Here is a 13,771-nt window from a genome sequence, read left to right as displayed (position 1 = left end):
GCGTCAATCTTCATGTTGACATTAAAAGTTAGGTTTGATACTATGTCTATTGTGTTGCCGACTTAGCTCAGTTGGTAGAGCACCTGTCTTGTAAACAGGGGGTCGGAAGTTCGAATCTTCTAGTCGGCATTTCAATTTAATATGCGGAAGTAGTTCAGTGGTAGAACATCACCTTGCCATGGTGGGGGTCGCGGGTTCGAATCCCGTCTTCCGCTTATGCCATATACGCCGGGGTGGCGGAATTGGCAGACGCACAGGACTTAAAATCCTGCGGTCAGTGATGACCGTACCGGTTCGATCCCGGTCCTCGGCATTTTTCATTTTAATATTTTGCACCCATAGCGCAACTGGATAGAGTGTCTGACTACGAATCAGAAGGTTGTAGGTTCGACTCCTACTGGGTGCATTTAAACGGGAAGTAGCTCAGCTTGGTAGAGCACCTGGTTTGGGACCAGGGGGTCGCAGGTTCGAATCCTGTCTTCCCGATTTAAATAAAAGTTATTAGATAGTTTTTTATTTAAACGCCATCGCGGTGTAGCTCAGCTGGCTAGAGCGTCCGGTTCATACCCGGGAGGTCGAGGGTTCGATCCCCCCCGCCGCGATTTTGATCTTTGACTCGGACCTTTAGCTCAGTTGGTTAGAGCAGACGGCTCATAACCGTCCGGTCGTAGGTTCGAGTCCTACAAGGTCCATATGGTCCTTAGTTATGATCATTAGTCACATTGTTTTATCATGGAGGATTACCCAAGTCTGGCTGAAGGGAACGGTCTTGAAAACCGTCAGGTGGGTCAAACCACGCGAGAGTTCGAATCTCTCATCCTCCTTATTATCGCGGGGTGGAGCAGTCTGGTAGCTCGTCGGGCTCATAACCCGAAGGTCGTTGGTTCAAATCCAGCCCCCGCAATTTGTATGGTCCGTTGGTCTAGCTGGTTAGGACGCCTGCCTGTCACGCAGGAGATCACGAGTTCGAGTCTCGTACGGACCGTTTATATGGCTCGGTAGCTCAGTCGGTAGAGCAACGGATTGAAGCTCCGTGTGTCGGCGGTTCGATTCCGTCCCGCGCCATTGTTTAAAGAAGATCCATGCGGGTATAGTTTAGTGGTAAAACCACAGCCTTCCAAGCTGTTGTCGCGAGTTCGATTCTCGTTACCCGCTTTTTGGGCCTATAGCTCAGCTGGTTAGAGCGCACGCCTGATAAGCGTGAGGTCGATGGTTCGAGTCCATTTAGGCCCATTGGAGAAATACTCAAGTGGCTGAAGAGGCGCCCCTGCTAAGGGTGTAGGTCGCGTAAGCGGCGCGAGAGTTCGAATCTCTCTTTCTCCGTTATTCTTCTTTTATTTTCATAGTTATGACCCGTTGGTCAAGTGGTTAAGACACCGCCCTTTCACGGCGGTAACATGGGTTCGAATCCCGTACGGGTCATTAAAATAACTTTATATTATCGCGGGGTGGAGCAGTCTGGTAGCTCGTCGGGCTCATAACCCGAAGGTCGTTGGTTCAAATCCAGCCCCCGCAATTCGAATGGTCCGTTGGTCTAGCTGGTTAGGACGCCTGCCTGTCACGCAGGAGATCACGAGTTCGAGTCTCGTACGGACCGTCCATTACGTTAATCGCCTAAGGGGCGATTTTTTTGTATTAATAAAAATTTTCCATCATTAAAGCACTCACTGACCTCTTGATTGGCGCCGGTGAGTGCTTTCCTCTTATTTACGGCATAGTTGCCTGATATTCAGCATAAAGTCGTGTACGCAATGCCGGATCGTGTGCAAATAGATACAGACCTTTTACGCCACGCTTCATCAAAACATTAATGGCATTGAGATTTAGCTGTATTTTAGCGTTGAGAATTTCTTCTGGATCGTCCATGTCGCTTCGATGTTTGAATGACTCGACATCAGTAATCTTATCAGTGTCTATTTCGATTTTTTGCCGATCAGAAGATAATTTAACGACCGGGCCAAGAATCAGTCCGACGTAGTTGAGATCGAACCCCTGACAGGTATAAATTGAACCGACTTCATTAATTGTTTCTGGGATTTCTGCCCAAGGCGTTGAAGTATAATTATACTGATCCCATGGCAGTTTAAAGCGTCCTTCAGTAATAAAGTGCTGTCCACCGTCTAAAGTGGACGGGTAACCAGTTGTTGAAACAATTCTGGCTAACCCGAAGTGCTTATTTTGATTAACAATTGCTTGACGCATTTCCTCTGCGTCCGAAAAAATCTTGAAATCATAATGGTGGCGAAAACTCGACTGTAATGGTAATAGGGTTCTATCCTCAGTAAAGTGATTGATCCAATTGATCAAACTAGCGTCAGCCTGCATGCGAAATTGGTGGTTTAGGTGAACCCATCGCTGAGTGTAGGGGGCTAGCAGCTTCTGTAAACGCTCCTTCGTCCAGTATGTTTTTAGTCTTAATACTTGGTGGGCGTCAAAAACAATGATTAAGACGTGACATAATTTTAATAATGATAACAATTGATTCTGACCGTAAAAGTTGTTGTAGTGATCGGGTTGAGACAGCAAAAGATGCGATTCATCGATGATTCCCACATCAAAAGATTCATGACGTTTATTCATTTGATTGATTAACGTTGTCGGCCGTTGAAAATTCTTCTTAAGAAGCACTGGTAATTCACCAGCAATATTACGGTAAACTTTGAGTAACTCTGGATGGTTCACCATAAAGTAGTTATTGGTGTTTGCCATGGTACTTGTGCTATCGTGAGCGGCCTGCTGAAGTTGATAAAATAGCTGACTTAAAACCACACTTTTCCCGGTGCCGGCATCACCAGTAATTACAAACACAGCTGGTGTTGTATCGTGAAGATGCGCATAGATGAAATGTTTAGCTTCTTCGATTAACTGGTTTTGTTCTTGAGAAGGTGTTTTAAAAGGTGATAATTTTTCTGTTGCTTGATTTTGCAAATCAATTCTCTCTCCTTAATTAATTGCGAAGAAAATAATCCACACGGCCATGGTCGTATGGATCATCATTAACGGTTACTTGTTTTCAGGCTTAAAGAAGTGATAGCTGGCTTCATGATAATTATTATTACCAGTTAGGAAATAAATGAATGGCTTAAACGAAGCATCCTGTTTCCAAGCGGAAAAGTCAGCAGCGTCTTCCCAAGTTGAAAGCACAATATTATTTGAACGGTTCTTTTCTTCTTTCATGAAATAGATTGAACGCATTCCATCTGGCATTTGATCAGTTGTAACGAAATGGTTAGCTTTTGAATTAAAGATTTTTTGATCGTCAGGTGATAAGTTATCAATGTAAATAAAGTTTATAAATCCCTGCCAATCAGTTGTTCCACGGTGGAGTTTGATGTCATAATGAATGGGTGAGCTAAATACTGATTCTTCTCCAGAAACGTCAAGTAGCGCAAGCTTGTCACCAGAGGCAGAAGAATCCAGCAGCAATAATTGTCGGTCTGAGTAGCGACTTTGGAGCTTTGTTAAAACTTGCTTGGTGCCATAGGTGATACTAATACGAGTAATCATAATTCATTCCTCCTGACTGGATCACCATTATTATACAATTTGCTGAACTAAAATGGTAATTTAAGGCGCTCATAAGTCTTTATCTAAAAAGTATTTGAAGGGAAGTTTAGAGATGAAGGTAACGGTACTAGGATATTATGGCGGTTATCCCGCTAACGGTATTGGAACGAGTAGTTATTTAATTGAGTCAAATGGTTATCATTTACTGATGGATTGCGGTAGTGGTGCGCTATTAAGTTTAGAAAAAGTCTTAGATCCATTACAGTTAGACGCAGTAATCCTTTCACATTATCACCATGATCATGTGGCCGATGTGGGGGTACTGCAATATTATTGGCAATTACATGAAGAAAGACCCAATCAACAGGTACTGCCCATCTATGGGGCAACTGCTGACCCCTTAATGTTTGGTAGTTTAACTTGGCCCCATGCTTCCGAAGGGAAAGGGTACGCACCGGCAGATGTTTTACAGTTGGGTCCACTGACGATTTCGTTTTTGGCGATGAAGCATCCGGTACCCGCATTCGGTATGCGAATTGTCGAGGACGCCACTGGTGAAACCCTTGTTTTCACTGCCGATACCGCCTATATTCCCGAATTGGTACATTTCGCGGATCATGCTGATCTCTTGATGACAGATACCAACTTCTTTGATGATAAAACTGGGACTAAATGGCACATGACTGCCGGTGAATCCGGTCAGTTGGCAGCTGATGCTCATGTGGGTCAACTGATGCTGACCCACTTGCCGCAAGTGGGGGATTTGACTGTGTTACAACACGAGGCGCAAATTCCGGCTGGTCAAATTCCAGTTAAGCTTGCCGAGTTACGCAAAACCTTTCAGGTCAAATTGTGACGATTAACTGAGATGTTCGTGATGTTTTAGTGAATTCCATTCTCAGTGAACCGGGAGTTTGTTATAGTTGAGATAGCAAATGGTTCAATGGTGATTATTCCCCCAGTTCTTATAAGTTTGGAGGCAATTCCTATGACAGTCACGCTATTTACTTCACCAAGTTGTACATCATGCCGAAAAGCCAAAAAATGGCTTAAGACACACGAGGTCGACTTTGTAGAGCAAAATATTTTTGTTCAGGTGCCAAATGCCAAACAACTTAAGCTGATCTTACAGTTGACTGAAAATGGGACGGAAGATATTATTTCGAAACGGTCGAAAGATTATAAACGTTTGACGGTCGAGATCGATACCCTGCCAGTAAGCGAACTGATCAACTTAATTACGCAACATCCGGGTTTACTAAGACGTCCGATACTTTTCGATGAAAAGCGGCTACAAGTTGGTTTTAATGAAGACGAGATTCGGCGTTTCTTACCCCGACATATTCGGGTCAGAGAGCTTGAAAAAGCGATTGAAGCTGCAGATGCTGGCTAATATCATTATTACTGAAAGTGTTCGTTTGATTCTTTTCGGTAACGTCTAATTCACAATATTTTAAAAATTTTAAGCCAGATACTTTACAAACTGCGAAAATTCTTTAGTATGGAGATAGGTAAATCTTGGTGCGGGCAGAAAGAGGTGTTGGGTCATGGAAATGGAAAGAATTAATGAGAACACGATTCGCGTTTTGATCGGAAATGATGATTTAACCCAACGGGGTATTACCGTCCTTGATCTGCTTGGTAACCACAAGCAAATTGAAAGCTTCTTTTATAGTATTTTGGAAGAAGTTGACGTTGATCACCAATTCCAAGAAACAGATGCCGTTACTTTTCAAGTCTTGCCTAACCGTAATGGACTTGAGTTGTTTATCAGCAAAGGTGGGGCGGATGATGATTCAACCGATAATGAAGATGACGCAGAATCTCCTGACATTGAAATGGTTAACGAAGACGAAGTGCCTGACTTTTTGAAGCGACAATTGATGCAGACTGACAGCGACGATGGCCAGGGTGAATCAGGGGTTGCTGAGTCAGAGGATAAGACCTCGTCGAAGGTCAGCAGAGTGTCACCGCTTCATACAACAGTTTTACGCCTTCATAGCTTTGACGATATGATTGCGATTGCTGAGGCATTGAAGTTATCAGACGCTGCTTCTAACTTGTATCACTATAAGAACGATTATTATTTGGAATTGATTTTCCGTGTGAATGAAATGTCTCCTGAGAGTATTAAAGATGAATTAGCCGTTGCTTATGAGTATGCAGAAAAAACGAAGATTACCGCCGATGTTCTTGATGAACATGGGAAAAAGATTATGGCGCAAAGTGCGCTACAACTAACCCGCCGTTATTTTGCTGCAGAATAGTCAATGGTTGTAATACAAAAGCGTTAAGCCAATTTAGTTGGTTTAACGCTTTTTTGTGTCGACTGTCATGATCAGCAGCAGTTATTTTGAACAAAAATTAAGCGAGTTTATTTTCGTAGTTAGTTTTAAATCTCTAAAAGAGAGCAGGTGTCTAGATGCTAATTGCTCAAACTGAACAAAGCAGTCCAGTACAGGCGATAAATGCTCACCGAAAGAAAAGTTATTTTTGTCCAAGTTGTCGAGAACAAGTCACGCTAAAACGTGGTACCCGAACGATAGCGCATTTTGCCCATCGGCCCAATTCGTCGTGTCAGCCATTTAGTGAATCAGAAAGTCAGGCACATTTAACGGGTAAATGGCAGTTAGCTGACTATTTTGGCGAAGGTAACGTTGAATTAGAACCCTATATTAAAACACTGGCGCAACGTCCAGACTTATTGTTAAAACGAAATAACGGCAAAATGGCAGTTGAATACCAATGTTCACCAATTTCCGTGGGCAAGTTACAGCAACGTAACCAAGGTTACAGTAGTTACGGGTTGGAAGTTGTCTGGATATTAGGAGAGGCATACTTACAAAAAATCACGACTGTTCGACACGCTGAAAAATGGCTTCAATATTCTTACAAATTGGGGTGGTACATTATTTTTTGGCAGACGCGTCAGCAGTGTTTGATCATCTGGCATCATTTGACGATAGATGGCGCCGGATTCTTGCAAGGCTGGGCCAAAACCAGTACCGGTAATCAATCCGTCAAACGACCGCAACCGACAATTAAGGCGCTAAAAAAACAGCTTCAGCGTCAAATTCAGATGGGGTTACACTACAAAATGCCTAAATGGCTAAAAATGCAACAGTTTTGCTATGAACATCATAGTTTGCTACAGGCTATACCACAAGTTTGCTATCAATTTACTGATGGTGAACCCTTAATTTGCGGCTCACCCGTTATTTGGGCAGCGTTGATGACAGTTTTACTGATGGAAAGGCCAGTCAGTTCGTTAATTCGACAACTTGATTTGGAAAAATGGGCAGCCAAGATCAGTACTCATTTTGAAGGATCTCAGCTTGTCCAGTGCACGACCCAGGAGTTAGTCAATAGTTGGGGAAGACAGTTACGACGGTACGTTGATCTGTTAGAACGGCAGGGAGTTTTAAAAGCGCTGGATGAAAAATCATGGCAATTGGTTGCACTACCTGACTAGTCGTGTGGTAAGCTATGGTCAGTGACAAATTTCGATGAAAAGGAAGTGCTGCTGTTGGCAGATATCAAGCAATTACCAACCCGAGAACAGGTTGATCCCGCATTAACTTGGGACCTGACGCCTATTTTTCAAGATGGACAAGCCTTTGAACAAGCTTTTGATCAGGTTATGAAACAGATTAATACCCTACCTGAATTAGAGGGTAAGATGGCCCATAGCTCTGAAGATTTGGTGAAGGTGATTGAAACCATTATGACCACCATTCGACCAGCTGAGAAACTCTATGTTTATGCTTCTTTAAAACATGATCAGGATACTTCAAATGCTGAGAATCAAGCTTTGAGTGGTCGCACTCAGAATATGTTCACTAAGCTAGAAAGCAACATTGCTTGGTTTGAACCAGAACTGCTGGCGATTGAACCGGCTACGCTGAATCAGTGGCTCAAAAGTGAACCGGCGCTTAAACCTTATGAGCACTATCTGCATACGATTACGGATGAACGCGCACACGTTTTAACCCCCGCTGCTGAAAAACTATTAGCTCAAGCAGGGGATGCGTTGAGTGCATCTAGTAATACCTTTGGCGTGTTAAACGATGCTGATTTGGAATTCCCAGTGGTTGAGGATGAAGATGGTGGTACCGTCCAATTAACGCAAGGGGTGTACGATCAGTTAATTCAATCAACTAAGCCTGAAGTGCGGAAAATGGCATTTAAGCAGCTTTACGCGGTCTACCATCAGTTCCGCCATACCTTGGCTGCAACCCTTTCTGGGAACGTTAAAACCCATAATTTTGAAGCTTCTGTGCATCATTACGATAATGCTCGTCAAGCTGCCATGAATGCTAACCATATTCCGGTCAGTGTGTTTGATTCGCTGGTAACCAGCGTGAACGATCATCTATCACTGCTACATCGGTATGTTGCTTTACGTAAGCAGATTTTGAAATTACCGGAACTGCATATGTATGATCTGTATACGCCGATTACTGGGGAACCTCAATTATCGTATACCTTCGAGGAAGCAAAGACTGAAGCATTAAAGGCGCTGGCTGTAATGGGACCAGATTATTTAAGTCACGTTCAAGAGGCCTTTGACTCGCGGTGGATCGATGTGGTGGAGAATAAGGGTAAGCGCTCCGGTGCATATTCTTCTGGTATGTATGATACGGCACCGTATATTTTATTGAACTGGCAGGATAATCTCGAAAGTTTGTTTACGCTGGTACATGAAATGGGTCATAGTATGCACAGTTATTACACCAACCATAATCAACCGTATCAGTATGGAGACTATTCAATTTTTGTGGCTGAAATTGCTTCCACTACCAACGAAACGTTGCTAACGGATTACTTGCTGAAAAAGTATCCTGAAAAGCAAGTGCAAGCCTTTGTACTTAACCACTATCTTGACGGCTTTAAAGGGACTGTCTTTCGTCAGACGCAGTTTGCTGAATTTGAGCATTTTATTCATGAACAAGATGCTACAGGCCAACCGCTGACGGCTGAGTTTTTAAGTCAATATTATTTGGAATTGAACAAGAAGTACTATGGCGAGGCCGTTATTTCAGATCCAGAAATTGCGGATGAATGGTCACGGATCCCTCATTTCTACTACAACTACTACGTGTACCAATACGCAACTGGTTTTGCGGCAGCGAATACTCTTGCTCAGCGAATTACCAGTGGCGACACTGCAAAACGGGATGCTTACTTGAATTATTTGAAATCAGGAAGTTCGGATTATCCTATCAATGTCATGCAAAAGGCGGGTGTTGATATGACGCAAACAGCTTATCTGGATCAAGCGTTTGCTGAATTTGAAAAACGATTAAATCAGTTTGAGGCATTAGCAAAAACAATGTAATTCTCAAAGCAAAAAACGACCTGCAAATTTGCAGATCGTTTTTTGTTGCAGCAACTCACATGGATTAAAGAATATGTAAGTTAGGTGTAGATTTTTGATGTTCTAATGCTTTCTTAGCGAGTAAACCATTGTTCTCACAGATTTCGTACAAACCCTGATAAGTGACATCTTCCAACATGAGGCCATAGTCAGAAACATCGGCATTATACAAAATGGCAGTGGACGGATCGGCAACGTTCATCTCAGAAGCTAAACGTTGATCCGCTTGGAAAGCACGTCTGGCTAACTCAGACTGACGATCTTCCGAAAACATTTCAAGATCCAGGTGTACGTGCTTAGCAACTTCCAAAACTAATTTATCGGAATAGGGTTGACCCTGATCGACGATTTGGTTCTGTAGGTTTAGCAAAAATAACCGGCCCTTTTTCTTTCCTTGAAAAAGAGCAGCCTTGTAGTCTAGAATGGTGCGGTAGTGCAGGTTGAATTGTTCATTGCGTAAATTTAAGTCATGACAGTCTTGATTGGTCGCTTTCAAATGCTGATCAATCATTTGCGGGTTGAGAAGCGGAATAAATTGATAAGAAATGTTACCAAAAATTTGATCAGCGAGACGTAGAATACATTTTTCCGACTTCATACAGCGACTGCCTAATGGGTTGATAAATAGATATACTTCTAGCAAAGTAATTTCCTCCATTAATTAGCCGTTAACTAGTAAACGACCTTCAGTTCAAAAATAATCATAAAGCATTTTGAGCGAAATGCAAGGATTTAGGCTGTGTAAATCCTGTTAGAAAGGGTAAAAACGGTTTCAAAGGTTGCTAGAATCAGTGTTATTGTTTTCCGCTGTTATACAAATACATTTGAAGTTCTGCACGGATGTCAATCGAGTTGACAGATTCTTCTAGTATCCGGTGACCCAACATAATTGAAAATATGCTAAAATAAAGTCTGTTTGTAAAACAACCACAGTCAATTTAAACTATATCGAGGTGAACAGCTTGATTGAAAATTGGAATCATTTTTTACTGCCCTATAACCAGGCAGTAGATGAACTAAAAGTAAAATTACGGGGAATGCGCAAGCAATTTCAAAACAAAAATCAGCGTTCACCCATTGAATTTGTGACTGGCCGAGTGAAACCGGTAGATAGTATCAAGGAAAAAATGAATCGCCGGCACGTGTCAGAGGAACGACTTGAACAAGATATGCAAGATATTGCAGGGTTACGAATTATGTGTCAGTTTGTCGAAGATATTTATCAAGTGGTCGATATTCTCCGAAAACGTTCGGACATGACCATCCTTGAAGAGCGTGATTATATTCATAACGAAAAGCCCAGTGGGTACCGCTCTTATCATATCGTGATCGAGTATCCGGTTCAGATGGTGACAGGTGAGAAAAAAATCTTAGCCGAGGTCCAGGTTCGAACACTTGCCATGAATTTTTGGGCGACTATCGAGCATTCTTTAAACTATAAGTATCAAGGTGAATTTCCAGAAGAACTGAGTGCCAGATTACAGCGTGCTGGAGAGGCTGCGTTTAAACTGGATACCGAAATGTCGGAGATCAGAGAAGAGATTCAAGAAGCGCAACACTTATTTTCGTATGGTAAAGGATCAGATCCGCAACCACCTAATAAAAGGGATGATCAGTGATGAAAATTGGTATTTTTAGTAATACGGGTTCGGCCTCAACGCGTGTTTCAAACGCGCTGGAGTCCAAGATTAAAGCTGAACATTTGACCTTAGACAATGACCATCCAGATATTCTGATCACTGTTGGCGGTGATGGCACGTTGTTATCTGCCTTTCACCACTATGAAGATCAACTTGCCAGCATCCGGTTTGTGGGTATTCACACTGGTCATTTGGGCTTTTATACTGACTGGCGTGATTATGAAGTCGATGAATTGGTTGATAGTCTGGTTCACGATAACGGCCAAAGCGTCAGTTATCCACTCTTAGATATTTTGATTGAGTACAATAATGGGGATAAGGAAAAGATGCTGGCGTTGAATGAATCAACGCTCAAAAGAGTTACTGGCACAATGCTGGCAAACGTCTATATTAAAGATCAGTTATTTGAACTTTTTCGGGGAGACGGGCTGTGTGTTTCAACGCCAACTGGCTCTACAGCCTATAATAAATCCGCTGGTGGTGCAGTGATCAGTTCGGAGTTAAACGTCGTCCAAGTTTCTGAGATCGCATCGATCAATAACCGTGTTTTTCGAACGTTGGGTTCGCCCATTATTATTTCACCCAACGAGTGGGTGCGGGTAGAACCGGTCGAATTAGATGATAGCTTGATGACTTGCGATCAGAAAATGGTTGAAAACCGTCAGATTAAGTCGGTCACCTACCGAATTTCTAAGCAACGGATTGCCTTTGCTCAGTACCGCCATACGCAATTTTGGAAACGGGTGTCAGAATCCTTCATTGGGGTGAAACCGGTTGATTAAATTTGATTGGCAATATACTGGCGACTCGCCAATCTATGTACGTACGTTTATGCGTCAGCAGGGCATCAGCAGAACGCTTCTGAAACAAATTAAGTTTTCAGGTGGCAGTATCTGTGTAGATGGACTACCAGTCCGAGTAACCTACAAAATGCAAACTGATCAACGGCTAGAAGTGACCTTGCCACCGGAAATTCCCAGTGATCATTTAAGGGTATCCAATACACCGCTGGAGATTCTTTATGAGGACGCTCATTTTCTGGTGGTTAATAAACCAGCGGAAGTCGCATCGGTGCCATCACACATTTATGCGGATGATTCCATGGTCAACCGAGTAAAAGGCTATTTGATGCGTACCCACGCTGCTAGTCAGGTGACTCACATCGTTACTCGGCTAGATCGCGAAACTAGTGGTATCGTGATTTTTGCCAAGCATCATTTTGCCCACACCGTTTTAGACACACAACTTAAGCAGCATAGCTTGAAAAAAACGTACTTTTGCGTTGTTTCGGGGGTTGTGACACAGCAGCACGGTATGATTGATGCCCCTATTGGCAGAGAACCCGGGTCATTCATTAAACGGATGGTTCGCCAAGACGGCAGGTCGGCTCAAACCGAATATTGGCTGGCTAAACGGATGGCGCAATCAACGCTGCTACGAGTCCGTTTACATACTGGCCGTACGCATCAAATCAGGGTGCATATGGCTAGTATTGGGCATCCTTTAGTGGGTGATTTTCTGTATGGTCAGCAAACGAATCCGTGGATTCATCGTCAGGCGTTGCACTGCGCTTCAGTGAGCTTTTATAACCCGTTTTCGCAGCAGCAGATTACGTGTTATGCGCCGATGCCTGATGATTTTGCAACGCTAATTGAACGCGAAAGTACCATCTAACACCAAAAACGCCATCCCGAGGAAAGCAAGGATGACGTTTTTGGTAAAACTTTGGTGACTACCCAAATGAATTTAAATTTCCTGGAGAAAATAAGTCAAGTTGAGCTGTTCGTTCAGTTGATTGCTCTTAGTCTCGCTATGACTTAAAACGATCAACTGCAAGTTTGCGGCTTGAGCCACATTATTCAGTTTCGATAACTGGGCGGTGTCAGTTTTACCCGTTAACCCGGTCAAAACCTTATCTACACCGTTATCAGACAGCCACTTTAATGCACCGGCTTGTTCGCTAGCTGTAAGTTCATCAACTGCTGTACTGAAGGTGATCGACATGCCGCCAGCTGCAGCAATCAAGTTATTCATGGCTTCAGTGTCCAACTGGTGGTCAGTAGTGAGGGCGCCGATAATAACGCCATCGGCACCTAGTTGCTGAGCTTCTAAAATATCAGCTTCCATAATTTTAAGTTCTGGGTCAGTGAAGTTTGAGCTGCCCAACCGTGGCTGAATCAAGACGGTTAAAGACAAATCATGTTCGTGGGCGTAGAGGACGGCCTCAGCAATTGTACCTTTGCTGGGTGTTGTGCCGTTATTGCCGATCGTCACCCGGGTAGTTTGATCACCAAGGGCCTGTGTCAGTTGGTCGTAGTTATTAGCAAGCGGTTCAGAAAATTTCAAGGTTGGTCTCCTTTAAAGTTAGTTTATAATCCATCAGTCATTATAACAATTTTTGGCGATTAGTGTGGATTGATGACAGTTCATTTATAATATAGTCATTAAGGCGATGATTGAAAAGTCACTTCACCACAGAATTAATAATTCAAACAGATGCGGTAACATTCATTTATAGACGGTCTCGTAATCAGCTTGCATTATTCACAAATTCGCGTTATATTAACTGTTGAGAAATCGTTCGGGAGTGGATGTCGAGAAATCGTCAGCTTCTGTCGAATTTGCACTTCATTAACGCAGTTCCTCGCCGTGCTGACACCGAGGGGTTGCGTTTTTTTATGCGGTGACTTTTATAACTTTTACTAACGAGGAGCATGATTATGTCCAATCATATTGTCTTATTTGAACCCTTAATGCCAGCTAATACTGGTAATATTGCCAGAACCTGTGCTGGTACCGATACTATTTTAGATTTAATTGAACCCTTAGGCTTTTCAGTCGACGACGCGCATTTAAAACGTGCCGGTTTGGACTATTGGGATAAAGTGGATATTCGTTACCATAAAAATCTTCAGGAATTTATGAACACGTTACCAGATATTAAGCGGTTGTTTTTGGTTTCTAAGTTCGCTAAATTTGCTTATACGCAGCATGAATATACAGACGTTGACAATGGTGATTACTACTTCATGTTTGGCAAGGAAACCACTGGACTACCCGAACCGTTCATGCGTAAACATAGTGAGCAGGCCATTCGAATTCCGCAAGATGATACCCATATTCGGGCTTTGAATCTCTCGAATTCTGCGGCGATTGTGATTTACGAAGTGCTGCGCCAGCAAAGTTTTCCTAAATTGGAGCTCAGTCACCGTTACGAAAATGATAAACTAAAATAGGTAAATCAAAT

General features: G+C 42.9%; 13 protein-coding genes and 17 tRNA genes. 26 read left to right on the top strand and 4 right to left on the bottom strand.

Annotation, left to right across the window (positions count from 1 at the left end):
* The first annotated feature begins 56 nt into the window (after positions 1 to 56).
* From AC6H04_RS07595 to AC6H04_RS07515, 17 genes are all read left to right on the top strand, one after another.
* Positions 57 to 129 (top strand) — tRNA-Thr (locus AC6H04_RS07595).
* 14 nt (positions 130 to 143) lie between these two features.
* Positions 144 to 215: transfer RNA gene (locus AC6H04_RS07590), tRNA-Gly, on the top strand.
* Positions 216 to 227: 12 nt separating this feature from the next.
* Positions 228 to 313: transfer RNA gene (locus tag AC6H04_RS07585), tRNA-Leu, on the top strand.
* A gap of 19 nt (positions 314 to 332) precedes the next feature.
* Positions 333 to 406, top strand: a tRNA-Arg gene (locus AC6H04_RS07580).
* A 6-nt stretch (positions 407 to 412) separates the two neighbouring features.
* Positions 413 to 486: transfer RNA gene (locus tag AC6H04_RS07575), tRNA-Pro, on the top strand.
* Positions 487 to 528: 42 nt separating this feature from the next.
* Positions 529 to 602, top strand: a tRNA-Met gene (locus tag AC6H04_RS07570).
* A gap of 16 nt (positions 603 to 618) precedes the next feature.
* A tRNA-Ile gene (locus AC6H04_RS07565) sits at positions 619 to 692 on the top strand.
* Between the two features lie 42 nt (positions 693 to 734).
* A tRNA-Ser gene (locus AC6H04_RS07560) sits at positions 735 to 824 on the top strand.
* 6 nt (positions 825 to 830) lie between these two features.
* Positions 831 to 904: transfer RNA gene (locus AC6H04_RS07555), tRNA-Met, on the top strand.
* A gap of 7 nt (positions 905 to 911) precedes the next feature.
* A tRNA-Asp gene (locus AC6H04_RS07550) sits at positions 912 to 985 on the top strand.
* A 7-nt stretch (positions 986 to 992) separates the two neighbouring features.
* Positions 993 to 1,065, top strand: a tRNA-Phe gene (locus AC6H04_RS07545).
* A gap of 19 nt (positions 1,066 to 1,084) precedes the next feature.
* A tRNA-Gly gene (locus AC6H04_RS07540) sits at positions 1,085 to 1,155 on the top strand.
* Positions 1,156 to 1,159: 4 nt separating this feature from the next.
* A tRNA-Ile gene (locus AC6H04_RS07535) sits at positions 1,160 to 1,233 on the top strand.
* Between the two features lie 2 nt (positions 1,234 to 1,235).
* A tRNA-Ser gene (locus AC6H04_RS07530) sits at positions 1,236 to 1,323 on the top strand.
* 27 nt (positions 1,324 to 1,350) lie between these two features.
* Positions 1,351 to 1,422: transfer RNA gene (locus AC6H04_RS07525), tRNA-Glu, on the top strand.
* Between the two features lie 20 nt (positions 1,423 to 1,442).
* A tRNA-Met gene (locus AC6H04_RS07520) sits at positions 1,443 to 1,516 on the top strand.
* 7 nt (positions 1,517 to 1,523) lie between these two features.
* Positions 1,524 to 1,597, top strand: a tRNA-Asp gene (locus AC6H04_RS07515).
* 110 nt (positions 1,598 to 1,707) lie between these two features.
* Here the strand turns inward: AC6H04_RS07515 and AC6H04_RS07510 are convergent.
* Both AC6H04_RS07510 and AC6H04_RS07505 read right to left on the bottom strand, forming a co-directional pair.
* The gene (locus tag AC6H04_RS07510) at positions 1,708 to 2,928 is read right to left on the bottom strand and encodes a DUF2075 domain-containing protein (protein WP_497571121.1); all 1,221 of its coding nucleotides are present in this window, start codon (positions 2,926 to 2,928) and stop codon (positions 1,708 to 1,710) included.
* Between the two features lie 75 nt (positions 2,929 to 3,003).
* Positions 3,004 to 3,507 carry an antibiotic biosynthesis monooxygenase gene (locus AC6H04_RS07505; protein ID WP_497571120.1) on the bottom strand — a complete coding sequence of 168 codons (504 nt, stop codon included), beginning with the start codon at positions 3,505 to 3,507 and terminating at the stop codon, positions 3,004 to 3,006.
* Positions 3,508 to 3,619: 112 nt separating this feature from the next.
* Between AC6H04_RS07505 and AC6H04_RS07500 the strand changes: the two genes are divergently transcribed.
* The 5 genes from AC6H04_RS07500 (at position 3,620) to pepF (ending at position 8,845) form a co-directional block, all read left to right on the top strand.
* Complete coding sequence (locus tag AC6H04_RS07500) at positions 3,620 to 4,363, top strand: MBL fold metallo-hydrolase (protein WP_497571119.1); 744 nt, start codon at positions 3,620 to 3,622, stop codon at positions 4,361 to 4,363.
* 132 nt (positions 4,364 to 4,495) lie between these two features.
* Positions 4,496 to 4,900: a transcriptional regulator Spx gene (gene spx, locus AC6H04_RS07495; protein WP_497571118.1), complete on the top strand. Its 405-nt coding sequence runs from the start codon at positions 4,496 to 4,498 to the stop codon at positions 4,898 to 4,900.
* Positions 4,901 to 5,054: 154 nt separating this feature from the next.
* Positions 5,055 to 5,774 (top strand): adaptor protein MecA, encoded by a 720-nt coding sequence (locus AC6H04_RS07490; protein ID WP_497571117.1) that lies wholly within the window; start codon positions 5,055 to 5,057, stop codon positions 5,772 to 5,774.
* A gap of 155 nt (positions 5,775 to 5,929) precedes the next feature.
* The gene (locus tag AC6H04_RS07485; RefSeq protein ID WP_497571116.1) at positions 5,930 to 6,979 is read left to right on the top strand and encodes a competence protein CoiA; all 1,050 of its coding nucleotides are present in this window, start codon (positions 5,930 to 5,932) and stop codon (positions 6,977 to 6,979) included.
* A 54-nt stretch (positions 6,980 to 7,033) separates the two neighbouring features.
* Positions 7,034 to 8,845 (top strand): oligoendopeptidase F, encoded by a 1,812-nt coding sequence (gene pepF / locus AC6H04_RS07480; protein WP_497571115.1) that lies wholly within the window; start codon positions 7,034 to 7,036, stop codon positions 8,843 to 8,845.
* A gap of 64 nt (positions 8,846 to 8,909) precedes the next feature.
* Here the strand turns inward: pepF and AC6H04_RS07475 are convergent, their stop codons facing one another.
* Positions 8,910 to 9,527, bottom strand: coding sequence for a DsbA family protein (locus tag AC6H04_RS07475; RefSeq protein ID WP_497571114.1), 618 nt, complete (start codon positions 9,525 to 9,527; stop codon positions 8,910 to 8,912).
* Between the two features lie 319 nt (positions 9,528 to 9,846).
* Here AC6H04_RS07475 and yjbM point away from each other — a divergent pair, with 319 nt between their 5' ends.
* Genes yjbM through AC6H04_RS07460 form a run of 3 tightly spaced genes read left to right on the top strand, consistent with a single transcriptional unit; the run spans position 9,847 to position 12,198 of the window.
* Complete coding sequence (yjbM, locus tag AC6H04_RS07470) at positions 9,847 to 10,503, top strand: GTP diphosphokinase (RefSeq protein ID WP_497571113.1); 657 nt, start codon at positions 9,847 to 9,849, stop codon at positions 10,501 to 10,503.
* Entirely contained in the window at positions 10,503 to 11,306 is an 804-nt protein-coding gene (locus AC6H04_RS07465) for an NAD kinase (RefSeq protein ID WP_497571112.1), read from the top strand. Before yjbM ends, AC6H04_RS07465 begins: the two co-directional genes overlap by 1 nt.
* Positions 11,299 to 12,198: an RluA family pseudouridine synthase gene (locus AC6H04_RS07460; protein WP_497571111.1), complete on the top strand. Its 900-nt coding sequence runs from the start codon at positions 11,299 to 11,301 to the stop codon at positions 12,196 to 12,198. The genes AC6H04_RS07465 and AC6H04_RS07460 overlap by 8 nt, the downstream gene beginning before the upstream one ends.
* A gap of 72 nt (positions 12,199 to 12,270) precedes the next feature.
* Here AC6H04_RS07460 and AC6H04_RS07455 read toward each other — a convergent pair whose 3' ends face one another.
* Positions 12,271 to 12,870 carry a copper homeostasis protein CutC gene (locus AC6H04_RS07455; protein WP_497571110.1) on the bottom strand — a complete coding sequence of 200 codons (600 nt, stop codon included), beginning with the start codon at positions 12,868 to 12,870 and terminating at the stop codon, positions 12,271 to 12,273.
* Between the two features lie 374 nt (positions 12,871 to 13,244).
* Between AC6H04_RS07455 and AC6H04_RS07450 the strand changes: the two genes are divergently transcribed.
* The gene (locus tag AC6H04_RS07450; RefSeq protein ID WP_497571109.1) at positions 13,245 to 13,760 is read left to right on the top strand and encodes a tRNA (cytidine(34)-2'-O)-methyltransferase; all 516 of its coding nucleotides are present in this window, start codon (positions 13,245 to 13,247) and stop codon (positions 13,758 to 13,760) included.
* The last annotated feature ends 11 nt before the right edge of the window (positions 13,761 to 13,771 follow it).

The organism is Secundilactobacillus sp. MJ173 (assembly GCF_059704265.1).
Note: the sequence above shows the minus strand (reverse complement) of the source record. Positions and strands in the feature narration are given on the sequence as shown.